This window comes from Allobosea sp. Root670, from assembly GCF_001429415.1.
GTDB lineage: Bacteria > Pseudomonadota > Alphaproteobacteria > Rhizobiales > Beijerinckiaceae > Allobosea > Allobosea robiniae.
Map to the genome: position 1 here is coordinate 119,610 of NZ_LMJU01000012.1, position 23,344 is coordinate 142,953.

Sequence of the window (23,344 nt, forward strand, 5' to 3'; positions counted from 1 at the left end):
GGCAGCGCTCTAGGTCCCCCTGGATTGCTTCGTCGCTGACGCTCCTCGCAATGACGACAGAGCAAGGTGAGGAACACCATGGCTACCATCGGTCTGATCGGCGGGATGAGCTGGGAATCGACCGCGGTCTATTACCGGCTCCTCAACGAGGGCGTGCGCGCCCGTTCGGGCGGGCTGCATTCGGCCGACGTGCTCATGCATTCGGTCGATTTCGCTCCCATCGCGGAGATGCAGGCGAAGGGCGACTGGGCGGCGGCTGGCGCGGCGCTGGCTGCGAGCGCGCGCCGCCTGGAACAGGGCGGGGCCTCCTGCCTCGTGCTCTGCACCAACACGATGCACAAGGTCGCGGACCAGATCATCGCCGCGACCAAGCTGCCCTTCCTGCACCTCGCCGATGTCACGGCGCGGGCTGTGCTGGCTTCGCCCGCGCGCCGACCGCTCTTGCTGGCGACCCGTTTCACCATGGAGCAGGGCTTCTATCGCGACCGGCTGAAGGCCTTCGGCGTCGAGGCGCTAGTGCCGCAGCCCCAGGAGCGGGATGAGGTTCATCGGATCATCTATGAGGAGCTTTGCCGAGGGCGGATCGAAGCGTCCTCGCGCGAGCGCTATCGCGCCATCGTCGCGCGCGCGGCCAGGGAGGAGGGCGCCGACGGCGTCATCCTCGGCTGCACCGAGATCGGGCTCCTGCTCTCGCAGGGGGATGTTGCCGTCCCGGTGTTCGACACGACGGCCTTGCATGTCGCGGCGGCGCTGGATTTCGTCGACGAATGGGAGGTTGCCGCGGCATGAAGCTTCTGATCGGCAACAAATGCTATTCGTCCTGGTCGCTCAGGGCCTGGCTCCTGATGCGGGTGACCGGCATCGCCTTCACCGAGCAGCTCGTGCTGCTCGACGAGCCCGGCTTCAAGGAGGCGATCTTCGCGGCCGCGCCCGGCAGCGGCGGCACCGTGCCGACTCTGATCGATGGCGAGATCGCGGTCTGGGAGACGCTGGCGATCTGCGAATATCTGCATGACACGCAGCCGCAGGCCGGCATCTGGCCGCGCGACAAGGCAGCCCGTGCCCATGCGCGCGCGATCTCCAGCGAGATGCATGCGGGCTTCACGGCTTTGCGCGGCGCCTGCCCGATGAATCTCGGCAAGCGTTTCGCGGCGCGCGACCGCGGCCCCGGCGTCGCCCGCGATGTCGAGAGGCTGACCGGCCTGTGGCGGCAGGCGCGCGAGCGCTTCGGCGCCGGCGGGCCTTTCCTCTACGGAGCCTTCTCGGCGGCGGATGCGATGTATGCGCCGGTCGTCACAAGGCTCGATACCTACGGGATCGCCGTCGATCCGGTCTCGCGGGATTACATGCAGGCCGTGCTCGCGCTGCCCGCCTATCGCGAATGGCTTGCCGCTGCGCTGGCCGAGCCCTGGATCGTAGCGCAGGACGAGGTCGACGAACCCGCCCTCGTCAATCTCCGCTGAGCCCGATCTTTCTTCGATTTCATTCGCTCCAACTGCCTCACAGGTCCGTCATGTCGAAGCCCGCCACCCACTACCCGAATGCTCCCAAGGCACAGCCGACCGCGCGCCACACCCTGGCGGTCATCGTCGACAACGAACCGGGTGTTCTTGCCCGCATCGCCGGGCTGTTCTCGGGCCGTGGCTACAATATCGAAAGCCTCACCGTCTCCGAGACCGAGCATGAGAAGCATCTCTCGCGCATCACGGTGGTGACCTCGGGCACGGCCAATGTCATCGACCAGATCAAGGCGCATCTCGACCGGCTGGTGCCGGTGCATCGCGTCGTCGACCTGACCGAGCAGGGCGAAGCGATCGAGCGCGAGCTGGCGCTGATCAAGGTCGTCGGCAAGGGCGATCACCGTGTCGAGGCGATGCGCCTCGCTTCGGCCTTCGGCGCGCGCGTGCTCGATGCCTCGCTGACCTCCTTCGTCTTCGAACTGACCGGCGCGACCGAGGAGATCGAACGCTTCATCAAGACGATGACCGCGGTGGGGTTGACCGAGGTCTCGCGCACCGGCATCGCCGCGATGAGCCGCGGCCCGGACTCGATGTGACCACCGGCTCTTGCCGGTGACGCGCCGCTACGAGATCGCAGTGGCCGGCTGCGGGCCGGCAGGGCTTGCGGCTGCGCTCCTGCTGGAGCGCGCCGGGCATCGGGTGACGCTTGTCGAGCGCTTCGCGACGCCGCAGCCGCTCGGCTCCGGCCTCATCCTCCAGCCGACCGGACTTGCCGTGCTGCGCGAGCTCGACCTTGCCGAGGCGCTGATCGCACGCGGCAGCAGGCTCGACCGGCTCTATGGATTGGGCGCGGCTACAGGCTCTGTCGTGCTCGACGTGCGCTATGCGGCGCTCGGCCCTGACGCCTTCGGCCTCGGCATCCATCGCGGCAGCCTGTTCGAGGCGCTGTTTGCCGCGGTGATGGCACGCGGCATCGCGGTCGAGACCGGCTGCGAGATTGTCGACGTCGAGAATGGCAGCGGCGGGCGGGCCTCGCTCATTCTGGAGAATGGCCGAAGGCTCGGGCCGTTCGATCTTGCCATCGACGCGCTGGGTGCGCGTTCGCCCCTGATCGGCCGGGCCTTGCGGCCGGTGCGGCAGCGGCCGCTGGCCTATGGCGCGGTCTGGGCCAATGCGCCGCTGGCGGAAGGGTTCGATCCGCATGCGCTGGAGCAGCGCTATCGCCGCGCCAGCGTGATGGTCGGTGTGCTGCCGATCGGCCGGCGGCCCGACGACGAGACATTGCTCGCCTCCTTCTTCTGGAGCCTGAAGCCTGCCGAGCACGCGCAGTGGCAGGTGCGCGGTCTCGATGCCTGGAAGGCCGATGTGCTCCGGCACTGGCCGCAGACGGCACCGATGCTGGAGAGCATCACGTCATCCGAGCAATTGCTGCTGGCGTCCTACCGGCATCATACCTTGCCGGTCCCAGCCGGGCATGGCCTCGCCTTCATCGGCGATTCCGCCCATTCGACCAGCCCGCAGCTTGGACAGGGCGCCAATATGGGTTTGCTCGATGCCTATGCGCTTGCGAACGCCGTGAACGAGGCTGCGGATATCGCCGGGGCGCTCGAGCGTTATGCGCGGCTGCGGCGTTTCCATGTCCGGCTCTATCAGGCTGCGAGCCGCCTGTTCACGCCGTTCTACCAGTCGGACAGCGTCCTGCTGCCGCTGCTCCGCGACCGGCTCGTGCCGCCGCTGGCGCGCCTGCCGGGGATCGACAGGCAACTGGCCCTGCTCGTCGCGGGGCTGTATGGCGATCCCCTGCGGGCCCTGAAGCTGGGGCCGGCTTTCCCGACAAATCCCACTCTGGCGAGCGTAAGGGCATGACGACACCGAGCCTCGAACAGATCGCACTTCTCCTCGGCATCGCCGGCTTCGGCTGCTTCGCCTGGCCGATCATGATGCGCCTCTCCGGCAAGGGGCAGGCTGAGCCGCTCGGCAGCGGCAAGAGCCTGCGCTCGCCGCTCTGGTGGACCGGTTTCCTGCTGACGATCGCGGCGATCTTCCTGCAGCGCATCGCCAGCCAGCAGGCCGGCTGAGCCTCAGCCGCTGAAACCGCCTTCGTCGAGGAACACGCGCTCCTGCGCCGTGGTCTCGCGGCCGAGCACGGGGTTGCGATGCGGGAAACGGCCGAAATCGCGGATGATGTCGCGGTGGATCTCGGCATATTTCACGCCATCGGCATCATCGGCGGCGGCGCAGAGCGCGATGCAGCGCTCCTGATCTTCCAGTCCTTCGGAATGCATGAAGGGCATGTAGAAGAAGCGCTTCTCCGGCGGCTGATAGGCCTCGTCGAAGCCGCGGGCGATCGCGCGCTCCGCGACTTCAACCGCTTGCGCATCGGTGGCGAAGGCACGCGGGCTGCCGCGGAACATGTTGCGCGGGAACTGGTCGAGCAGGATCAGCAGAGCATAGACGCCTTCGGCCGTTTCCTCCCAATCGGCGAGCTTGCCTGCGGCGGCGGCTTCATGGGCGGGCAGGAAGCGCCTGGTGATCTCGGCGTCGAAGCCGTCGTTCTTCAGAAACCATTTCTCGGGGCCGGCCTCGCGCCAGAAGCTGACGACGGTATTGGCGCTGGGCAGGGTCATGAGTGGCTCCGTTCCTCGAACTCAGGTGATCGAGAGATAATTCTTCTTCGGTCATGCGCCAGTCGTGAATAACGCTTGCGGGCTGCCCGTCCCTGCGATAGATGCCTGAACCGTAACGTACGGTACTGGATCGTTCCCGCCCCATGACGCGAACTGCCGCAGAGACGCAAGGCGAGGCGCTGACGGCGCGCCAGCAAGCCGTGCTCGATGCCGTGCTGAGCCTGATGGTCGAGAAGGGCAGCGGCCTCACCATGACGGCTGTGGCGCGCCGGGCGAGCTGCTCCAAGGAAACCCTCTACAAGTGGTTCGGCGACCGCGACGGCCTCCTGACCGCCACCGTGCAATGGCAGGCCTCGAAGGTCCGGGCGGGCAATTACGAGCGCCAGACGTTCGATGCCGGCGCGCTGCGCGAGAGCCTGAAGGGTTTCGCCGCGAACTGGCTGGAGGTCATCGCCTCGCCGACCTCGATCGCGCTCAATCGCATCGGCATCAGCCAGGCGGCTTCGCGCGACGGGAATCTCGGCTCGATCGTGCTGGCCAACGGCCGCTTTGCCATCGGCGAGCGCCTCAAGCCCGTACTGGATGCCGGGCGCGAGGCGGGTCTGCTCGCCTTCGACGATACCGAAACCGCCTTCCGTACCTTCTTCGGTCTCGCCGGCCGCGACGTCCAGATCCGGCTCCTGCTCGGCGATACGCTGACGCTGAGCCGGGCCGAGATCGCCGCTGATGCCGAGCGGGCGACCGAACAGTTTCTCACCCTCTACGGCGCGGGGCGGCATGCCTCGGGCCGGGACAAGTCCAACGCGTGACAAAGGAGACACCCATGCGCGTTTATTACGATCGTGATGCCGATATCAACCTGATCAAGGGCAAGAAGGTCTGCATCGTGGGCTACGGCTCGCAGGGCCATGCGCACGCGCTCAACCTGCGCGATTCCGGCGTCAAGGAGATCATCATCGCGCTCAAGGCCGGCTCGGCCACGCGCAAGAAGGCCGAAGAGGCCGGCTTCAAGGTCATGACCCCGTCGGAGGCCGCCAAGGTCTCGGACATCATGATGATGCTGACCCCGGACGAGCTGCAGGGCGACATCTATCGCGACGAGCTGCATGCCAACATGAAGGAAGGCGCCGCCCTCCTGTTCGCGCACGGCCTCAACGTGCATTTCAACCTGATCGAGCCGCGCAAGGACCTCGACGTGCTGATGGTCGCCCCGAAGGGCCCCGGCCACACCGTCCGCTCCGAGTATCAGCGTGGCGGCGGCGTGCCGACCCTGATCGCGATCCACCAGGACGCGACCGGCAACGCCCATGATCTCGGCCTGTCCTATGCCTCGGCGAATGGCGGCGGTCGCGCCGGCATCATCGAGACCACCTTCAAGGAAGAGTGCGAGACCGACCTCTTCGGCGAGCAGGTCGTGCTCTGCGGCGGCCTGGTCGAGCTGATCAAGGCCGGCTACGAGACTCTGACCGAGGCCGGCTACGCCCCCGAGATGGCCTATTTCGAGTGCCTCCACGAGGTGAAGCTGATCGTGGACCTGATCTACGAAGGCGGCATCGCCAACATGAACTACTCGATCTCGAACACCGCCGAGTACGGCGAGTACGTCACCGGCCCGCGGATCATCACGGCCGAGACCAAGGCCGAGATGAAGCGCGTCCTGACTGACATCCAGTCGGGCAAGTTCACCCGCGACTGGATGCTCGAGAACAAGGTCAACCAGACCTCGTTCAAGGCGACCCGCGCCCGCTACGCCGCCCATCCGATCGAGGAAGTCGGCGCCAAGCTCCGCGACATGATGCCCTGGATCAAGGCCAAGGCCCTGGTCGACAAGACCAAGAACTGAGCTGGTGGCCGCCCGCGCCGACGATCGTCGGTGCGGGCTTCCAAGATTGATTCAAGGAGCTCCGAATCTGATTCCGGACCGCCTTGCAGTCAACTGATATCAAACGACTTTCTGTTTGCGGGCGGTGGCCGGGAGGCCGCCGCCCGCTTTCTTTGAAGCGCTGGCAGGAACCGTACCGGTGCTGGAGCGTTTTCCTTGCGGTGCATGGCCCATCGGGCCTGCGAGACCTCAAGGAGACGGTCATGACGGTCGATACCCGACCCAGAGTGCCGGTCGAGGATCTGGACAAGGCCCGCGGCGGCGATCCGATTCCGCCGATGCGCGCCGACGATCACAGCGATGCGGACCCGGCTGTGGAGACACCGATCGAGGCGCGGCAGGGCTTTCTCGGCCGCCCGGTCCTGATGGTGCTGGTTGGTGGGCTCGTGCTCGTGACGATCGCGTGGTTCGCCGTGGAGAAGCTGGTCTACTGAGTTTTGCGAAACCGTTCGTGTTTGCCCGATGCAGGGGAGGCAGTGATGGAACTCTTACGCATTCTTGAAACGCCCGTGGCGATCCGCGTCGTGATGGCGCTGTCGCTCGCGATGATGCTGGCGGTGATCCTCGGTCTCGCCTGACCCACCGCTTCGAGAGACCCGAAATGATGAAGCCTCCGGCGCCTGGCGCCGGAGGCCTTTTTGCATCTGGGGGCCGATCAAAAGGTGATCTTGTCCTTGATCTCGGCCTCGACATTGGCGGGCAGAGTGCCGCGCTTCACCAGATCGGCGAAATCCTTGAACTTCGCCTTGCCGCGCTCCTCGATGATCTTCTTGGAACGGGCCTCGCCGATGCCCTTGAGCGTGTCGAGCTCGGCAGCGGTCGCAGTGTTGATGTTGATCTTCTTGGCCTGGGTCGCTGCGGGCTGGGCAGCAGCCGGGGCCGCGGGCTTCATCGCAGGCGCGGCCGGCGCGGTGACAGGCGCAGCGGGCTTGGCGGGGGTCGCTGGCGTCGCGGTCTGGGCGAAGGCCTGGCCGCCCATGGCGGCAAGCGCGACGAGGGGGATCAGGAAGCGGGACATCGTCATGACTGGGACCTCGCGGGTCGGCCCGGATCATCGCATCCGCCGGGGGCCGGGTCCCTCCGCCGGACGACGCTGGCGGCACGAGGCCGTTCAGCGTGTCGCGCCGGGCTCGCCACGGTGGCGTGCCGCGATGCGACGACGTGAAGAAGCGCCTTTCGGCTTGAACGGTCGCCGAATGGCGCGTTCACCGGGCAGTCAGGTTTCCGGCGGCCTCAGCGGGCCAGGAATTCGCTGAGGCGCCCGACGCCGTAGAGCAGGCCGAAACCCCAGGCGAAGGAGGCCAGCCAGTTGGCGAGCTGGAACTGCCAGGACGGCATCGCGACGATGCCGGCGACGATAGCGATCACGGCGCGCAACGGCCCGAAGAAATGGCCGATCAGGATGCTGGCGATGCCCCATTTCTCGAAGAAGGCATGGCCACGATCGAGCAGTTGCGGGTTCTTCCTGAACGGCCAGTAGTCATGGACGCGCGGTCCGAGCAGGAGCCCGGCCCGGTAGGACACCCAGAAACCGCTGCCCGCGCCGAGCGAGGCTGCCAGCGCCAACGGCACGAGATTGAGACCGGAGGCGCCTGCGACGGCACCGAAGGTGGTAAAGAACACCGTGGCCGGCACCAGCCAGGACAGAATCGCGACGCATTCGGCAAAGGCGACGGCGAAGACGATCGGGACGGCCCATTGCTGATGGGCCTGCATGAAGTCGACGAGCGCCTTCATGGCTTGCTCAAGTTCGGCCATGGCGTTCGGCTCGGCTCCTGCGGGGTCGGGTCGGTCACGCCATATGGCTGGGTCACTGGTACGATGCAAGCGACGGGCCGCCGCATGGGCATCGTTGCCTTCCCCGGACGATCGCCTATTAATTCCGGCAACGCGGAAAAGCTGGCGGCCCGGCACAAGACGGCGCCTGACGGGGAAACGGATTTCATGGAGTTGCAGGATCGCCCGCACCAGGGTGCGGGAGCAGGGCCGGGTCCGTCGGGCGATCCGGCGGTCAAGCTCGGCGGCGTCGACATCACCTTCCATCTCGCCGATGGCGGTCGCTACCAGGCAGTGAAGGGCATCGATCTCAAGGTTCATCCCGGCGAGTTCGTCTCGATCGTCGGGCCGACCGGCTGCGGCAAGTCCACGCTGCTGAATGCGGCGGCGGGGCTGCTCTCGCCCTCGGCCGGCTCGGTCGGGATCTTCGGCAAGCCATTGTCCGGGCTGAACCGGCGCGCCGGCTATCTCTTCCAGCAGGATGCGCTGATGCCGTGGAAGACGGCGCTGGACAACGTCAAGGTCGCGCTGGAACCGATGGGCGTGTCGAATCAGGAGGCTGACCAGCGCGCCCGCGAATGGCTCGGCCGCGTGGGCTTGAGGACCTTCGTCGACCGCTATCCGCACATGCTCTCGGGCGGGCAGCGCAAGCGCGTCAGCCTGGCGCAGATGCTGATCCGCAATCCCGAGATCCTGCTGATGGACGAGCCCTTCGGGCCGCTCGACGCGCAGACCCGGCAGATCATGGGCAATCTCCTGCTCGACCTGTGGTCGCGCGACCGCAAGGCGCTGATGTTCGTGACCCATGACCTCGAGGAGGCGATCGCGCTCTCCGACCGGGTCGTGGTGATGTCGGCGGGGCCTGCGGCGGGGATCGTCGCCGATTACAAGGTCGACCTGCCGCGCCCGCGCGACATTGCCGATATCCGGCTGGAGAAGGCCTTCCACGAGATCCATCGCGACATCTGGTCCTCGCTGCGCGTCGAGGTGCAGAAGGCCTATGCGATGGGCGAGGGCCGGGAACTCGTCGGAGGAGACGCATCATGAAGCGGGTGAAGCTCCTCTTCCTCCAGGTCCTGGTGATGGTGGCCTTCCTGGCGATCTGGCATGTCGCGACGACGACGAGCCTGTTCGGCGACGTGAAGACGATCCAGTTCTTCTTCTCGACGCCGGTCGCAGTGCTGACGCGCACCTTCAAGCAGCTCACCAGCGCGGACATCTACTGGCATCTCGGCATCACGCTGACCGAGACGGTGCTGGCCTTCGTCATCGGCTCGCTCGCCGGCATCCTGTTCGGCTTCGCTTTTGCGCGGCGTGAGCTGCTCTCGGCGGTGTTCGACCCCTATATCAAGGCGGCGAACGCCCTGCCGCGCGTCGTGCTGGCGCCGATCTTCGCGCTCTGGTTCGGCCTGGGCATCTGGTCGAAGGTCGCGCTCGGCTTCACGCTCGTCTTCTTCATCGTGTTCTTCAACGTCTATCAGGGCGTGCGCGAGGTCTCGCCGACGATCCTGGCCAATGCCCGCATGCTCGGCATGAACGAGCGCCAGCTCTTCAAGCATGTCTACTGGCCGTCCGCGCTGACCTGGATGTTCTCGTCGCTGCACACCTCCGTCGGTTTCGCGCTGGTTGGTGCAGTGGTCGGCGAATATCTCGGTTCGTCGGCGGGGCTGGGCTACAAGATCCACGAGGCCGAGAGCGTGTTCGACGTCACCGGCGTGTTCTCGGGCATGCTGATCCTGACGATCTTCGTCATCGCGATCGATGCGCTGGTGACGCTGGTCGAGAAGCGATTGCTGGTCTGGCGACCCGGCCAGAGTGCGACCACGACGACATGAAGGAGGGGGCGATGCGGATCCCGGCGCTGCTCCTGTCCTCCGCGGTGGTGGCCGGCCTGTGCTGCGCGGCGCTTCCGGCGCAGGCGCGGACGGAGGCGATGCTCCAAGTCAATTCCGACGGGCGCGCCAACGCCAAGCGCAACCGCCTCGTGCTGACCAGCAAGGCGAGCGGCGGCCGCGACGTGATGGTTGTAATCTCCTGCCGCGTCGACGACATGTCGACTTATGGCGTCGCGCTCGATTTCGGAGCGGGCGCCGTCTGGGCGGTCGAGGGCGAGGACGTTACGATCTCGCGCGACGGGGGCGAGGACATCGTCCAGCACATGGACAGCCGCGACGACTACCTGACGCTGGGCGGGAGCAAGGCGATCGGGCTCTTCCGGCAGTTGCTCGCCGGCAAGTCGATGGCGTTCGCGGTCAAACGCAAGTTCACCGCCTCCTTCGACCTCGCGCAGGTTGAGCGCCATGTCTCGCGCTTCCGGCAATTGTGCAATCCCCGTTAGATTTCGCTCGCTTGCCGTGGACAAATGATCTCGCCTATCGTTACGGCGAGTGCGCCATCGAGAAGCGCCTTCTTCATTCGACCGGAGGTTTCGCCATGAAGTTTACCCGCCGCGGCGCATTGGCCGTGCTCGCTCTTTCCACCGCTCTCGGCGCTGCGCCGTATGCCGCGCTCGCCCAGAATGCCGAGAAGCCGAAGCTCACGCTCGGTGTCGGCGGCAAGCAGCTCCTCTATTATCTTCCGCTGACGGTCGCGGAGAGGAAGGGCTATTTCAAGGACCAGGGCCTCGATGTCGAGATCAACGATTTCGGCGGCGGTGCGAAATCGCTGCAGGCGCTGGTCGGCGGTTCGGTCGATGTCGTGACGGGTGCCTATGAGCACACCATCCGCATGCAGGCGAAGGGCCAGGATATCCGCGCCGTGATCGAGCTCGGGCGCTTCCCGGCGATCACCATCGCCGTGCGCAAGGACCTCGCCGACAAGGTCAAGTCGGCTGCCGATTTCAAGGGCCTCAAGATCGGCGTGACGGCGCCGGGCTCCTCGACGGCGCTGACCGCGCAATACGCCATGGTCAAGGCGGGCCTGAAGGCGACGGATGCCGCGATCATCGGCGTCGGTGCCGGCGCCAGCGCGGTCGCAGCGATCAAGCAGAAGCAGGTCGACCTGATCTCGCATCTCGATCCCGTCACCTCGAAGCTCGAGGCCGATGGCGACATCGTCTCGCTGATCGACACCCGCACCGAGGCTGGCACCAAGGCGCTGTTCGGCGGCTCGAACCCGGCGGCGGTGCTCTATCTCAAGAACGATTTCGCCGAGAAGAACCCGGTCACGACCCAGAAGCTGGTCAACGCGCTGATGAAGTCGCTGAAATGGCTGGAGACGGCGAAGCCCGAGGATGTCGCGGCGCTGGTGCCGGAGGAGTACCTGCTCGGCGACAAGGCGCTCTATATCCGCGCGGTCAAGAACTCGCAGGAGAGCTATTCGCGCACCGGCATCGCGACGCCCGACGCGATGAAGAGCATGTACGACTCGCTCAAGCTGCTCGACCCCGAACTGACCAACTCGAATGTCGACCTGACGAAGACCTTCATCGACAGCTTCGCCAAGAAGGCGGCCTCCGGCTCGTGATCGTGGATGCGGGCGCGGCGCCTGTCTTTTGACGTCGCGCCCGCTCCGCCTTCCGTGCATGCTGCGCCGATTCGCGCTGGGGGAAACACGTGAACGGCGAAACGGCCTTTCTGGATGGCGGCGGCGAGATGGCCGCTGCCATTCAAGTGCATGACTGGAGTTCCACGCCGCTCGGGCCGATCGCCCGCTGGCCTGCCGCGCTCAAGATTGCCGTCGGCATGATGGTCAATTCGCGCTTTCCCAAATGCATTGTCTGGGGCGCCGATCTGATCACGATCCATAACGATGCCTTCCTTCCGATTCTCGGCGACAAGCCCTGCGCGCTCGGGCGTTCCTTCCGGGACATCTGGCTAGAGGTCTGGGACGAGATCGGGCCGCTGGTCGACAAGGCCTTCGCGGGCGAGGCCACCTTCATCGAGGATTTTCCGCTCACGATCGATCGCTATGGCCACGCCGAGGAGGTCTGGTTCACCTTCTGCTACAGCCCGATCCGCGACGAGACAGGCCGCGTTCTCGGCATCATCGACACGGTGATGGAGACGACGGGCAAGATGGAGGCGGAGCGCAACGGCCGCCTGCTCAATGCCGAGCTCGCCCATCGCATGAAGAACACGCTGGCGATGATCGCCGCGATCGCCAGCCAGACATTCCGTTCGGCCGAGACGCTGGAAGAGGCGCAGTCGATCCTCAGCGACCGCATCGCGACCTTGGGCGAGGCGCACAGCATCCTGACCCGGTCGAGCTGGAGCAGCGCGCCGATCCGCGCCGTGATCGACGGGGCTTTGGCGCCGCATCGCTCCGATATCGGCACGATCCGCGTCGAGGGGCCGCCGCTGCAATTGACGGCCGACCAGGCGATGACGCTCGCGCTTGCCGCCAACGAACTTGCGACCAATGCGGTCAAATACGGCGCGCTCTCGGTCGAGACCGGCGAGGTCTCGGTCCGCTGGAGCGTCGGGCGGCCGCAGACCGAGGATGCTTTCCGCTTCGAATGGATCGAGCGCGGCGGGCCGCCGGTCGCGAAGCCACGGCGGCAAGGGTTTGGCTCGCGACTGGTGGAGCGCGTCATGGCGCAGAAATTCCAGGGCGAGGTCGAGCTGGACTATAGGCCGGAAGGCCTGCGCTACGTCCTGACCACGACGATGGCCAATATCGCGCCGCGGGAGTAACCGCTCTGCGTGAGCGATGGAACGCTTCACCGCTTTCGATTTGCGCCTCGCGCCGGAGCCGTTAGGTTCGCGCTCCCACCGCGAACGGGGTATCGCTTCGGACCATGAATATTCTCTCGATCCAGTCCCATGTCGCCTATGGCCATGTGGGCAACGCCTCCGCAACCTTTCCGATGCAGCGGCTCGGCGTCGATGTCTGGCCGATCCACACGGTGCAGTTCTCGAACCATACCGGCTACGGCAACTGGAAGGGCCGCGTCTTCGACGGCGGCATGATCGACGAGGTGATGGAGGGTATCGCCGAGCGCGGCGTGCTCGCCAATTGCGACGGTGTGATCTCCGGCTATATGGGCTCGGCCGATATCGGCCATGCGATCCTCTCGGCGGTGGAGCGGGTGCGGGCGGCCAATCCCAAGGCCCTCTACTGCTGCGACCCGGTGATCGGCGATGTCGGGCGCGGTGTCTTCGTGCGGCCGGGCATTCCCGAGTTCATGCGCGAGCAGGCGGTGCCGGCCGCCGATATCGTGACGCCCAACCAGTTCGAGCTGGAGCTGCTGACCGATGTCAAGATCAAGACGCTGGCCGATGCGCATCGCGCCGTGGAAGCGCTGCGCGATGCCGGCCCGAAGGTCGTCATGGTGACCTCGCTCGAGACCGAGGAGACACCCGCCGACTCGATCGACCTGATGGCGGCCGATGCGAAGGGCAGCTGGCGGGTGCGCACGCCCAAGCTCGATGTCAGCGTCAATGGCGCGGGCGATGCGATCGCGGCGCTGTTCTTCACGCATTACCTGCGCGACGAATCGGCGGCGGCTGCGCTGTCGAAGGCGGCGTCCTCGATCTATGGGCTGCTGAGGCGCACCAAGGAGGCGGGCTCGCGCGAGATCCTGACGGTCGCGGCGCAGGACGAGTTCGTGACCCCCTCGCAGGTCTTCGCGCCGGAAGCGATCTGAGCGCATTGCGATGAAGCTGCGCGTCGGCACCTTCAATGTCGAGAACCTGCTGACGCGGCACCACTTCGAGCCGGGCGGGCGCACCGAGACCGCCGCCGCGATGTCGCTGTTCCACTTCCCGCGGGCCGACGAGCGCGACGCGGTGGAGCGCTCGCTCGCGGTTGCGCTGGAGGACGACAAGCGCCAGATGACCGCGCTCGCCATTGCCGAGGCGCAGGCCGATCTCTGGATGCTGCAGGAGGTCGATTCGCTGGCGAGCCTGCAGGCCTTCTTCGCCAACTATGTCCACCGCATCGCCGATCATCGCTACGGCCATTTCACGCTGATCGACGGCAATGACCGTCGCAGCATCGATATCGGCTTCGCGGCCCGGCGCGACCTGTTCGGGCAGGGGCAGGTCACGGTGCGCTCGCACAAGGACCTGACCTTCGCACAGGCCGGCGTGCATGACCGCGAACTCGCCCTGTTCGGCATCGGGCCGCAGGCCAAGGTGTTCGCGCGGGATTGCCTGGAGGTGGAGCTGACGCTCGACGGACGACGGCTCAGCCTGTTCGGCTGCCATCTCAAGTCGATGAACAATGGCCGCGAGGATGGGCGGATCGCCACGCTGCCGGTGCGCCGCGCCGAGGCACGGGCCGTGCGCTGGCTGGTCCAGCAGCGCTTCGGCGGCGGCTGGCGCGAAGCCAACTGGATCGTGCTGGGCGATCTCAACGGTTATCGCCATGGCCTCGGCCCACGCGCCGAACTGGTCGATGAGGGCGATAGCGGTATCGAGCCTTTGCTCGATGATTTCGCCGTCGATCCGATGCAGACCCTGCCGGTGCATGAGCGATGGACGCATTTCCGGCGTTACTGGTCGGAAAGCCAGGACAGGCTGGTCGACAGCCATATGCCGCTCGACCGCATCCTGCTCTCGCCTACGCTGGCGGCGGCCAATCCAAAGCCGGCCATGCAGATGATCCGGCGCGGACTGCCTTACCGCGTGCCGCTCGATCCGCGCGAGCCGGACCGCTCGATGGCGAAGCTCGCGACCTGTGCGAACCGCTATCCACGCGTCGGCTGGGACCGGCCCAAGGCCTCCGACCATTGCCCGCTTACCATCGATCTCGACATCCCGGAAGGGTGACCTGATGAAACGCCGCTTCGTCACGCTCGACGTCTTCACCACGCGCCGCCATGCCGGCAATCCGCTCGCCGTGGTGCTCCAGTCCGAAGGGCTCGACACCGAGGCGATGCAGGCCATCGCCCGGGAATTCAACCTGTCCGAAACGGTCTTCGTCGCGCCGCCGGAGAAGCCGGAGCACCGCGCCTCCGTCCGCATCTTCACGCCGGGAGGCGAACTGCCCTTCGCCGGCCATCCGACGGTCGGCACGGCGGTCTGGCTGGCGCTGGCCGACGAGGCTGAGGGCAAGCCTGCCGACATGCTGGTGCTGGAAGAGAAGGTCGGGCCGGTCTCCTGCGCGGTCTCGATCAAGGGCAGTCATGCCGGCCATGCCACCTTTACCCTGCCGCGCCTGCCGGAGCTGCTCCCGCAATCCGTCACGGAGGCACAACTGGCGGAGGCGCTCGGGCTCGATCCGGCCGATCTCGGCTTTGATGCGCATCGACCGAGCGTCTTTTCGGCTGGCGTCGCCTATACGACCGTGCCCGTCGCCGGCCGCGAGGCGATCGCCAAGGCGAGGGTTTCCGGTGCGTTCGAGCGGGTGATGGCGGCGACGCCGAACGGCAACGCCTTCATCTACAGCCGCGAGACTGCCGAGGTCGGGCATCACTACCATGCCCGCATGTTCTGGCCAGGCGCCGGGGTCGTCGAGGATCCGGCGACGGGCAGTGCGGCTGCAGCCTTTGCCGGCGCGATCATGGCCTATGACAAGCCCGAGGATGGCGACCACCGCCTCGTCATCGAGCAGGGCTACGAGATGGGCCGGCCGTCGCAGATCACGCTGGAGCTGAGCGTGCGCGGCGGCATGCTCGCCTCCGCGCGGATCGGTGGCTCGGCAATCGTAGTGAGCGAGGGCGTGCTGCTGTGAGCGATGGTGTCGAGAACGGCACGATCGTCTCGCTGTCGCGGGTCGATGCCCTGGTCGAGCCCTATGACTGGGCCTTCGCGCGCGAGAATGCAGAGCAGATCGCGACACATTGGGCTGAGATCAGCGCCGGCAAGCCGGCGATGTTCAACGGCCGCATCATGCTCCAGCATCGCGCCGCGATCCGCGACGGCGTGTTCGAGGCCGGCTATTTCGAGACCGATTATGCGGCCTTCATGACGTGGCGCGACGCAGGCCATCCCGGCCCGGTCATCCGCAACGGCTTCGCCATGGCGGCGCTCCGGGCCAATGACGGCGCCTTTCTCTGCGGCAGGATGGGCGACCACACGGCCAATGCCGGCAAGGTCTATTTCGCCGCCGGCACGCCGGATCGCGATGACGCCCGCCCGGACGGCACGCTCGATCTCGCCGGCAGCGTCACGCGCGAGCTCGGCGAGGAGACGGGCCTGCGCGTCGAGGAGCTGCAGGTCGGCGAGGGCTGGACGGCATTGATCGAGCAGGGCCGCATCGCCTTCATGCGCGAGGTCAAGATCGATCTGCCGGCGGACGAGGCACGGGCGCTGATGCTGGAGCGGATGAAGCACCTCGAGGAGGAGGAGCTGTCCGACATCGTCATCGTGCGCGATCTCACCGATACCGAAAACCACGACATGCCGCCCTTCATGCGCCGCTATCTCGCACATATCTTCGACGGCAAGTGATCCTGCCTGCCTCACGAAAGTGATCCGATGACTTCTGTTGAAACTGCTTATCCCGAGGCTCTTGTGCTGCCGGCGGAGAACCCCTTCGCCACGCGCTGGGAGACGCCGTTCCGCCTGCCGCCCTTCGCTGCGATCAAGCCGGAGCATATCCGCCCGGCTTTCGAGGCGGCGCTGGCCAAGCACAAAGCCGAGATCGCGGCGATCGTTGCGGATAAGGCAGAGCCGGACTTCGCCAATACGATCGAGGCTCTGGAGCGGGCAGGGCGCGCGCTCTCCCGCGTCGGCGGCGTGTTCTACAACCTGACCGGTGCCGATACGAACGAAGCCTTGCAGGCGATCGAGCGCGAGATGTCGCCGATCACGTCGCGGCACTGGTCGGCGATCATGATGGACGAGGGGCTCTTCGCCCGCGTCGATGCGGTCAATGCCAGGCGCGATGGGCTCGGTCTGAACCCGGAGCAGGCGCGCCTGCTGGAGCGGAGCTACAAGGGCTTCATCCGCTCGGGCGCGAAGCTCGGCTCCGAAGACAAGAAGCACCTCGCCGCGATCAACGAGCGGCTGGCGGGGCTCGGCACGCAGTTCAGCCAGAACGTGCTGAAGGACGAATCCTCCTATGCGCTCTTCATCGCGGACGAGGCTGGCCTCGCCGGCCTGCCTGACTTCGTGAAGGCGGCGATGGCGCGCGCTGCTGCCGATCGCGGCAAGCCTGGCCAGCACGCGGTGACGCTGTCGCGCTCGATCATCGAGCCGTTCCTGACCTTCTCGACCCGCCGCGACCTGCGCGAAGAGGCCTTCATCGCCTGGAGCAAGCGCGGCGAGAACGGCGGTGAGAGCGACAACCGCGCGATCGTTGCCGAGATGGTGAAGCTTCGGGCCGAGAAGGCGAAGCTGCTGGGCTATCCGACCTTCGCGCATTTCAAGCTCGACGATGCCATGGCGAAGACGCCGGAGCACGTGCGCGGGCTGCTGGAGCTGGTCTGGAAGCCGGCCAAGGCGCGCGCGGCGCGTGAGGCGGCCGATCTCGCGGCGCTGGCGCAGAGCGAGGGCGAGAACGGCCCGATCCGCCCCTGGGACTGGCGCCACTACGCCGAGAAGGTCCGGCAGAAGACCTATGCGCTCGATGAGGCCGTGCTGAAGCAGTATCTCCAGCTCGACCGCGTGAGGCAGGCGGCTTTCGACGTCGCCGGCAAGCTGTTCGGGCTCTCCTTCGCGGAGCGGCCGGAACTCAAGGGCTATCACCCGGACGTGCGCATCTTCGAGGTCAAGGAGACCGCGAGCGGGCGCCATATCGGCCTGTTCGTCGGCGACTACTTCGCCCGCGCGTCGAAGCGCTCCGGCGCCTGGATGAGCGCCTTCCGGGGCCAGCGCAAGCTCGACGGCGAGACCCGGCCGATCATCGTCAATGTCTGCAATTTCGCGAAGCCCGCCGAGGGCAAGCCGGCGCTGCTCTCGCTCGACGATGCGCGCACGCTCTTCCACGAGTTCGGCCACGCGCTGCACGGGCTGCTCTCGGACGTGACCTATGGCTCGCTCGCGGGCACGTCGGTTGCGCGCGATTTCGTCGAACTGCCCTCGCAGCTCTACGAGCACTGGTTCATGACGCGCGAGGTGATGCGCGAATATTGCCACCATGCCGAAACGGGCGAGCCGATCCCGGAGGCGCTGATCGAGAAGATCGAAAAGGCGCAGACCTTCAACCAGGGTTTCGCCACGGTGGAATACACCTCATCGGCGCTCGTCGATCTCGCCTTCCATTCGCTGGAGGCCCCGGCCGAGGTCGATCCGCTCGCCTTCGAGGCGGCGGAGCTTGCCCGCCTCGGCATGCCCGCCGAGATCACGATGCGCCACCGCACGCCGCATTTCACCCATGTTTTCTCGGGCGACGGCTATTCGGCCGGCTATTACAGCTATCTCTGGTCGGAGGTGATGGATGCCGACGCCTTCAACGCCTTCACCGAGACCGGCGACGTCTTCTCGCCCGCGGTCGCGGAGAAGCTGAAGCGCTACATCTATTCGGCCGGCGACACCCGCGATGCGGCTGAGGCCTATACGCTCTTCCGCGGGCGGCTGCCGACGCCGGATGCGCTGCTGGAGAAGCGGGGACTGGCGGCTTAAGCCGCCGCATTCCGTCATGGTCGGGCTCGTCCCGACCATCCACGTCTTCTCTCGGGCAATGTTCAAGACGTGGATGCTCGCCCACAAGGGCGAGCATGACGGTGCTGGCTTTTTGGCTCAGCCGGGATAACCGAACTTCGCCTTGGTCGCCCTGATCTGGCCGATCGCGCCGGCATCGTTGCCGCCTGAGCAGGTCGTGCGGGCGCGTGCAATCTCGCTGCTGACCCGGTCATGCACGCCCTTGGTTGTGTGGCCGGTGTTGAAGTCGTTATCGATCACCGCCTGGAAGCGCTCGACCTCACCGGAGCAGCCGGTGCCCGAGGGCATGCGGAAGGTATTCGGCGTCACGCCGGGCGCGGCCTGCGACGGCGACGGCGCCGGGGGCGGGCCGCCCGATGGCGTCTGGCAGGCGGAGAGCAGGAGCGCGGCGAAAGCCGGGATAAGGATGGTAGAGACGCGCATCGGGGAGGCTCCGGCTGATCAAGCTGGGAGCATGCCCGATTCCGCGGGGCCGGCAAAGCTGCTGTCAGTCGGGCTCGGGCATGAAGAGCGCCACGACCGTGAAGAGGGCGGCGGCGCCTGCGGCCAGCCAGACCGCATCGAGCCCGATGCGGCCATGCGCGACAGCGCCGGCGATGGCGCCGCTGAGCAGACCGAGCCAGAGCACGAAATGGCGCAGGAAGGCGAGCTTCGGCCCGCCGAGCAGGGCGCCGGCGATGCGCTGCCCCATCTTCACCAGCGTTCCTGTCATATAGGTCAGGCCGATCGTGACCTCGCCGTCGCGCTGGAAGACGCTGTTCTCCGCGCCCATTGCGATGGCGAGGACGCCGGCGCCGGCGATGCCCAGCCCGATCGAGTCGAGGCCGGCCGAGATCAGCAGGGCGAGCGTGACGAAGGCGAGAACTGCCGCCTTGCGCTGGCGCCCGGCGAAATGCCCCGCGAGCGAGCCGCCGACCACGCCGAGGACGAAGAGCCCTAGGATCGTCACGGCGAGCAGGATGCCGCCGGCGTGGCGCCCGGCGAGCTCGATGGCGAAGCGGGTGGTGTTGCCGCTCATGAAGGAGACGAAGAAGCCGCCGAGGCTGAGGAATCCGAGCGCATCGACAAAGCCCGCCAGGCCGGACAGGCAGAAGGCAAGGCCGATGACAGGCCGGTCATAGCGCATCATGCGCGGCGCTCCGACATTCTGGCCAGCCCCCCAATGTCGCGCGACCGCCGGCCGAATCGCGCTGCGCCATCCTAATTCACAGGAGCCGTCTGTTCTTAATTCAAATCGGCATGCGACATATGCTTGCGCTGGACCCCGTGCTTCGGTTACATCCTGTCCTGTCGATGTGAGGAACGCCCGTGGTTTCGACCGCCCGCCATGACCTGACGAAGGACTGCGCCGCTGCGCAGGTCGTCGGCATGCGCGCTCGCGCTCCGTTCTCGCTTCTTGGCCTTCTTCTCCTTAGCTGCCCCTGAGGGCCGGCCGGGCATGTTGCCTGGGCGCTCAGGGGAGTGACGAGAACCGCCGACAGAAAACCCAGCGCCCGCCTTTTCCAAAATTCCGCGGCGCGCCGACACCCGGAAGCAGAACCATGACCAACCCGACCCAGTCCGGCTCCGTCCAGAAGCCCTCGGACAAGGACCGCGTCCTGATCTTCGACACCACCTTGCGCGACGGCGAGCAGTGCCCCGGCGCCACCATGACCTTCGAGGAGAAGCTGGAGATCGCCGAGATGCTGGACGCCATGGGCGTCGACATCATCGAGGCCGGCTTCCCGATCGCGTCCGACGGCGATTTCGAGGCGGTGTCCGAGATCGCCCGCCGCCTGAAGCGCGCGACCGTCGCCGGTCTCGCCCGCGCCATCAGCGCCGATATCGCCCGGGCCGGCGAGGCGGTGCGCCATGCGGTGAAGCCGCGCATCCACACCTTCGTCTCGACCTCGCCGATCCATCTGGAACACCAGATGCGCAAGACGCAGGAGCAGGTGCTGGAGATCATCACCGGGACGGTGACCCAGGCGCGCAACCTAGTCGAGGATGTCGAGTGGTCGGCGATGGATGCCACCCGCACGCCGATCGACTATCTCTGCCGCACGGTCGAGGCCGCGATCAGGGCGGGCGCGACCACGATCAACCTGCCCGACACGGTCGGCTATGCCACGCCGGACGAGTATCGCGCCATGTTCAAGGCCGTCCGCGAGCGCGTGCCGAACGCCGACAAGGCGATCTTCTCGGCGCACTGCCATAATGATCTGGGCCTGGCCGTCGCGAATTCGCTGGCGGGGATCGAGGGTGGTGTCCGGCAAGTCGAATGCACGGTCAACGGCATCGGCGAGCGCGCCGGCAATGCCGCGCTGGAAGAGATCGTGATGGCGCTGCGCGTGCGCGCCGACGTCTTGCCCTACGACACCGGCATCGACGCGACGCAGTTGATGCGCGTCTCCAAGGCCGTCTCGACCGCCTGCTCCTTCCCGGTGCAGTACAACAAGGCGATCGTCGGCCGGAACGCCTTCGCCCATGAGAGCGGCATCCACCAGGACGGCATGCTGAAGAACAACACGACCTACGAGATCATGACGCCGGAATCGGTCGGCGTGACCAAGACCTCGCTGGTGATGGGCAAGCATTCGGGCCGCGCCGCCTTCCGTTCGAAGCTGAAGGAGATGGGCTACGATCTCGGCGACAACCAGCTGGAAGACGCCTTCACCCGCTTCAAGGCGCTGGCCGACCGCAAGAAGCATGTCTATGACGAGGATATCGAGGCGCTGGTCGACGAGAACATCGCCACCGCCCATGACCGCATCAAGCTGGAATCGCTGACGGTGATCGCCGGCACGCGCGGCCCGCAGCGCGCGACCATGAAGCTCGATGTCGAGGGCAAGCACGTCACCGAGGAGGTCGAGGGCAACGGCCCGATCGACGCGATCTTCAATGCGATCAAGGCGATCGTGCCGCATGAGGTGACGATGGAGCTCTACGATGTCCATGCGGTGACCGAGGGCACCGATGCGCAGGCGGAGGTTTCCGTCAGGCTGTCGCGCGACGGCTCGTCGGTGACCGGCCGCGGCGCCGATCCCGATACGCTGGTCGCTTCGGCGAAGGCCTATCTCGCCGCGCTCAACAAGCTGATCGCGCGGGGCGGCCGCCTGCACGCGCAGGCTGCGGAGTAAGCGAGGGCGCCCTTGGTGAAAGGGTGTCATCCCGTGCGCGCTGCAGCGTGAAACGCTGCGGCGCAGACACGGGACCGCGTGCCGCGCAGGGCTCCTTTCGTCGTGCTCTCCGCAAGGGCGCCTCTTCCTGAACACGGTCCCGTGTCAGCGCAGCGGCATTTCATGCCGCAGCGCGCACGGGATGACAGCCCGGCATCGACCAGTTGATCGTACGCAGCACGTGACGCTTCGATTCCGGTGGATGACGCCGGCGCGATCTGGCGCCGGCTCGCTTTTTGCCTTCATCTGCGCTTCCGGTGCGGTCGCTCCCCCGGCGACCCTGGGGAGCGCGATGCCGATGGGCTATTTTCCGAACTGGACCTTGAAGACCTCCGGCGCCGTGATGCCGGATGAGCGGCTGCCGACCGGCCAGACGGTCGTGGCTGGCCTGCAGCATGTCGTGGCCATGTTCGGCTCGACAGTGCTCGCGCCGGTGCTGATGGGCTTCGACCCGAATGTCGCGATCTTCTTCTCAGGGCTGGCGACGCTGCTCTTCTTCGTCATCACGCGCGGGCAGCTGCCGAGCTATCTCGGCTCCTCCTTCGCCTTCATCGGCGTCGTCATCGCAGCGACGGGCTATGCCGGCTCCGGCCCCAATCCGAATATCGCGGTCGCGCTCGGCGGTATCATCGCCTGCGGCGCGGTCTATGCCGTGATCGGCCTAATCGTGCAGGGCGTCGGCACCGCCTGGATCGAGAAGCTGCTGCCGCCGGTCGTGACCGGCGCGGTCGTGGCCGCCATCGGCCTCAACCTGACCTCGGTCGCGATCAGCATGATCTCGGCCAGCCCCTACACGAAATGGATCGCGCTGTTCACGGTCGTCGCGGTCGCATTGGTTGCAGTCTATGCGCGCGGGTTGCCGCAGCGCCTGCCGATCCTGATCGGTGGGCTTGCCGCCTACATCCTCTATGCGCTGACGGCATCGAGCTTCGGTGCGCCGACGATCGATTTCGGCAAGATCGGCGCGGCCGCCTGGTTCGGCCTGCCGCAATTCGTGGCGCCGGTCTTCGAGATGAAGGCGATCACGCTGATCGTGCCGGTCGCGATCATCCTGGTCGCGGAGAATCTCGGCCATATCAAGGGCATCTCGGTGATGACCGGGCGCAATTTCGACCGCCTGATCGGGCGCGGCTTCTTCGCCGACGGTCTTGGCACCATGATCGCCGGCTCGGGCGGCGGCACGGGCGTCACCACCTATGCCGAGAACATGGGCGTGATGGCGGTGACCCGGGTCTATTCCACGCTGGTCTTCGTCGCGGCCGGCATCATCGCGTTGCTGCTTGGCTTCTCGCCGAAGTTCGGCGCGGTGATCGGCACCATCCCCGTCGCGGTGCTCGGCGGCCTCGCCGTCGTGGTCTTCGGCCTGATCGCGGCGACCGCCGGCCGGATCTGGGTCGAGAACAAGGTCGACTTTTCGGAGCCGAAGAACCTGATCACGGTGGCGACCGCGCTGATCCTCGGCGCCGGCGACCTGAAGCTGCCGATCTTCGGCTATGAGCTCGGTGGAATCGGCACCGCGACCTTCGGCGCGATCGTGCTCTATCACCTGCTGAACCGCCGCACGGCCTGACAATCCACAGCGCGGCCGGGCTATTCCGGCCGCGTATGAAAAATCTGTCACGGATGGGTGGACAGGGGGCGGGGCCTTTGCTACACGCCCCCTGCCTGACGCGGCTAACGCCGCTGACCGGCGGCGCTTCGTGGCGTATGGGTGATTAGCTCAGTTGGTAGAGCAGCTGACTCTTAATCAGCGGGTCGTAGGTTCGAGCCCTACATCACCCACCACGACCTTCCTTGAAATAGCTAACGTTTGGCTTCCCAGCGGTTTTCTGTCGTGAGAACGTGCGGGGAACAGATGACGCCGTATGAGCGATCACAAACGTCACATGTATGACTTCTGTTCTCATCCCTGCTTGCGGCGCGGTTCCGCCGGCGCCTCGGCGTCGTCCTC

General features: G+C 66.4%; 25 protein-coding genes and 1 tRNA gene. 21 read left to right on the top strand and 5 right to left on the bottom strand.

The window, feature by feature from the left end; genetic code table 11:
* Positions 1 to 78 precede the first annotated feature (78 nt).
* Genes ASE61_RS10445 through ASE61_RS10465 form a run of 5 tightly spaced genes read left to right on the top strand, consistent with a single transcriptional unit; the run spans position 79 to position 3,538 of the window.
* A complete protein-coding gene (locus ASE61_RS10445) occupies positions 79 to 789 on the top strand; it encodes an aspartate/glutamate racemase family protein (protein WP_061966822.1) in 711 nt (236 codons plus the stop codon).
* Complete coding sequence (locus ASE61_RS10450; protein WP_061966823.1) at positions 786 to 1,463, top strand: glutathione S-transferase family protein; 678 nt, start codon at positions 786 to 788, stop codon at positions 1,461 to 1,463. Before ASE61_RS10445 ends, ASE61_RS10450 begins: the two co-directional genes overlap by 4 nt.
* A 50-nt stretch (positions 1,464 to 1,513) precedes the next feature.
* The gene (ilvN, locus tag ASE61_RS10455) at positions 1,514 to 2,056 is read left to right on the top strand and encodes an acetolactate synthase small subunit (protein WP_061966824.1); all 543 of its coding nucleotides are present in this window, start codon (positions 1,514 to 1,516) and stop codon (positions 2,054 to 2,056) included.
* Positions 2,057 to 2,072: 16 nt separating this feature from the next.
* The gene (locus ASE61_RS10460) at positions 2,073 to 3,326 is read left to right on the top strand and encodes an FAD-dependent oxidoreductase (RefSeq protein WP_061967255.1); all 1,254 of its coding nucleotides are present in this window, start codon (positions 2,073 to 2,075) and stop codon (positions 3,324 to 3,326) included.
* Positions 3,323 to 3,538, top strand: coding sequence for a hypothetical protein (locus tag ASE61_RS10465; RefSeq protein ID WP_061966825.1), 216 nt, complete (start codon positions 3,323 to 3,325; stop codon positions 3,536 to 3,538). The genes ASE61_RS10460 and ASE61_RS10465 overlap by 4 nt, the downstream gene beginning before the upstream one ends.
* Positions 3,539 to 3,541: 3 nt before the next feature.
* On the opposite strand, the gene ASE61_RS10470 is transcribed toward ASE61_RS10465, so the two are convergent.
* Positions 3,542 to 4,087: a DUF924 family protein gene (locus ASE61_RS10470; protein ID WP_061966826.1), complete on the bottom strand. Its 546-nt coding sequence runs from the start codon at positions 4,085 to 4,087 to the stop codon at positions 3,542 to 3,544.
* A 143-nt stretch (positions 4,088 to 4,230) separates the two neighbouring features.
* On the opposite strand from ASE61_RS10470, the gene ASE61_RS10475 reads away from it, so the two are divergent.
* The 3 genes from ASE61_RS10475 to ASE61_RS10485 all read left to right on the top strand — a co-directional run bounded on the left by ASE61_RS10475 (position 4,231) and on the right by ASE61_RS10485 (position 6,403).
* Positions 4,231 to 4,896 (top strand): TetR/AcrR family transcriptional regulator C-terminal domain-containing protein, encoded by a 666-nt coding sequence (locus tag ASE61_RS10475; RefSeq protein ID WP_061966827.1) that lies wholly within the window; start codon positions 4,231 to 4,233, stop codon positions 4,894 to 4,896.
* Positions 4,897 to 4,910: 14 nt separating this feature from the next.
* Positions 4,911 to 5,930, top strand: a complete 1,020-nt coding sequence (gene ilvC / locus ASE61_RS10480) for a ketol-acid reductoisomerase (RefSeq protein ID WP_061966828.1) — start codon at positions 4,911 to 4,913, stop codon at positions 5,928 to 5,930.
* A gap of 242 nt (positions 5,931 to 6,172) precedes the next feature.
* Positions 6,173 to 6,403, top strand: coding sequence for a hypothetical protein (locus ASE61_RS10485; protein WP_061966829.1), 231 nt, complete (start codon positions 6,173 to 6,175; stop codon positions 6,401 to 6,403).
* A gap of 221 nt (positions 6,404 to 6,624) precedes the next feature.
* On the opposite strand, the gene ASE61_RS10490 is transcribed toward ASE61_RS10485, so the two are convergent.
* Positions 6,625 to 6,993, bottom strand: a complete 369-nt coding sequence (locus ASE61_RS10490) for a ComEA family DNA-binding protein (RefSeq protein ID WP_061966830.1) — start codon at positions 6,991 to 6,993, stop codon at positions 6,625 to 6,627.
* A 209-nt stretch (positions 6,994 to 7,202) separates the two neighbouring features.
* Positions 7,203 to 7,727: a DedA family protein gene (locus tag ASE61_RS10495; protein ID WP_061966831.1), complete on the bottom strand. Its 525-nt coding sequence runs from the start codon at positions 7,725 to 7,727 to the stop codon at positions 7,203 to 7,205.
* A 186-nt stretch (positions 7,728 to 7,913) separates the two neighbouring features.
* Between ASE61_RS10495 and ASE61_RS10500 the strand changes: the two genes are divergently transcribed.
* The 10 genes from ASE61_RS10500 (at position 7,914) to ASE61_RS10545 (ending at position 18,196) form a co-directional block, all read left to right on the top strand.
* Positions 7,914 to 8,792, top strand: a complete 879-nt coding sequence (locus ASE61_RS10500; RefSeq protein WP_082617393.1) for an ABC transporter ATP-binding protein — start codon at positions 7,914 to 7,916, stop codon at positions 8,790 to 8,792.
* On the top strand, positions 8,789 to 9,580 hold the full coding sequence (locus ASE61_RS10505) for an ABC transporter permease (protein ID WP_061966832.1): 792 nt from the start codon (positions 8,789 to 8,791) through the stop codon (positions 9,578 to 9,580). The genes ASE61_RS10500 and ASE61_RS10505 overlap by 4 nt, the downstream gene beginning before the upstream one ends.
* 11 nt (positions 9,581 to 9,591) lie before the next feature.
* Positions 9,592 to 10,083 (top strand): hypothetical protein, encoded by a 492-nt coding sequence (locus ASE61_RS10510; RefSeq protein ID WP_061966833.1) that lies wholly within the window; start codon positions 9,592 to 9,594, stop codon positions 10,081 to 10,083.
* Positions 10,084 to 10,178: 95 nt separating this feature from the next.
* The gene (locus tag ASE61_RS10515; protein ID WP_061967258.1) at positions 10,179 to 11,210 is read left to right on the top strand and encodes an ABC transporter substrate-binding protein; all 1,032 of its coding nucleotides are present in this window, start codon (positions 10,179 to 10,181) and stop codon (positions 11,208 to 11,210) included.
* Between the two features lie 89 nt (positions 11,211 to 11,299).
* On the top strand, positions 11,300 to 12,379 hold the full coding sequence (locus tag ASE61_RS10520; RefSeq protein ID WP_244492792.1) for a sensor histidine kinase: 1,080 nt from the start codon (positions 11,300 to 11,302) through the stop codon (positions 12,377 to 12,379).
* Between the two features lie 104 nt (positions 12,380 to 12,483).
* Positions 12,484 to 13,332, top strand: coding sequence for a pyridoxal kinase PdxY (gene pdxY, locus ASE61_RS10525; protein WP_061966834.1), 849 nt, complete (start codon positions 12,484 to 12,486; stop codon positions 13,330 to 13,332).
* Between the two features lie 10 nt (positions 13,333 to 13,342).
* Complete coding sequence (locus tag ASE61_RS10530) at positions 13,343 to 14,458, top strand: endonuclease/exonuclease/phosphatase family protein (RefSeq protein ID WP_061966835.1); 1,116 nt, start codon at positions 13,343 to 13,345, stop codon at positions 14,456 to 14,458.
* A 4-nt stretch (positions 14,459 to 14,462) separates the two neighbouring features.
* Positions 14,463 to 15,362, top strand: a complete 900-nt coding sequence (locus ASE61_RS10535; protein ID WP_061966836.1) for a PhzF family phenazine biosynthesis protein — start codon at positions 14,463 to 14,465, stop codon at positions 15,360 to 15,362.
* A complete protein-coding gene (locus ASE61_RS10540) occupies positions 15,359 to 16,081 on the top strand; it encodes a hypothetical protein (protein WP_061966837.1) in 723 nt (240 codons plus the stop codon). Before ASE61_RS10535 ends, ASE61_RS10540 begins: the two co-directional genes overlap by 4 nt.
* Before the next feature lie 27 nt (positions 16,082 to 16,108).
* Entirely contained in the window at positions 16,109 to 18,196 is a 2,088-nt protein-coding gene (locus ASE61_RS10545; RefSeq protein ID WP_082617357.1) for a M3 family metallopeptidase, read from the top strand.
* A gap of 117 nt (positions 18,197 to 18,313) precedes the next feature.
* On the opposite strand, the gene ASE61_RS10550 is transcribed toward ASE61_RS10545, so the two are convergent.
* Positions 18,314 to 18,658, bottom strand: a complete 345-nt coding sequence (locus ASE61_RS10550; RefSeq protein WP_061966839.1) for a hypothetical protein — start codon at positions 18,656 to 18,658, stop codon at positions 18,314 to 18,316.
* 64 nt (positions 18,659 to 18,722) lie between these two features.
* The gene (locus tag ASE61_RS10555) at positions 18,723 to 19,364 is read right to left on the bottom strand and encodes a YoaK family protein (RefSeq protein WP_061966840.1); all 642 of its coding nucleotides are present in this window, start codon (positions 19,362 to 19,364) and stop codon (positions 18,723 to 18,725) included.
* Between the two features lie 412 nt (positions 19,365 to 19,776).
* On the opposite strand from ASE61_RS10555, the gene ASE61_RS10560 reads away from it, so the two are divergent.
* The 3 genes from ASE61_RS10560 to ASE61_RS10570 all read left to right on the top strand — a co-directional run bounded on the left by ASE61_RS10560 (position 19,777) and on the right by ASE61_RS10570 (position 23,178).
* Positions 19,777 to 21,354 (top strand): 2-isopropylmalate synthase, encoded by a 1,578-nt coding sequence (locus ASE61_RS10560; protein WP_061966841.1) that lies wholly within the window; start codon positions 19,777 to 19,779, stop codon positions 21,352 to 21,354.
* Positions 21,355 to 21,685: 331 nt separating this feature from the next.
* A complete protein-coding gene (locus ASE61_RS10565; protein WP_061967262.1) occupies positions 21,686 to 22,963 on the top strand; it encodes a solute carrier family 23 protein in 1,278 nt (425 codons plus the stop codon).
* A gap of 139 nt (positions 22,964 to 23,102) precedes the next feature.
* A tRNA-Lys gene (locus tag ASE61_RS10570) sits at positions 23,103 to 23,178 on the top strand.
* Positions 23,179 to 23,344: the final 166 nt, after the last annotated feature.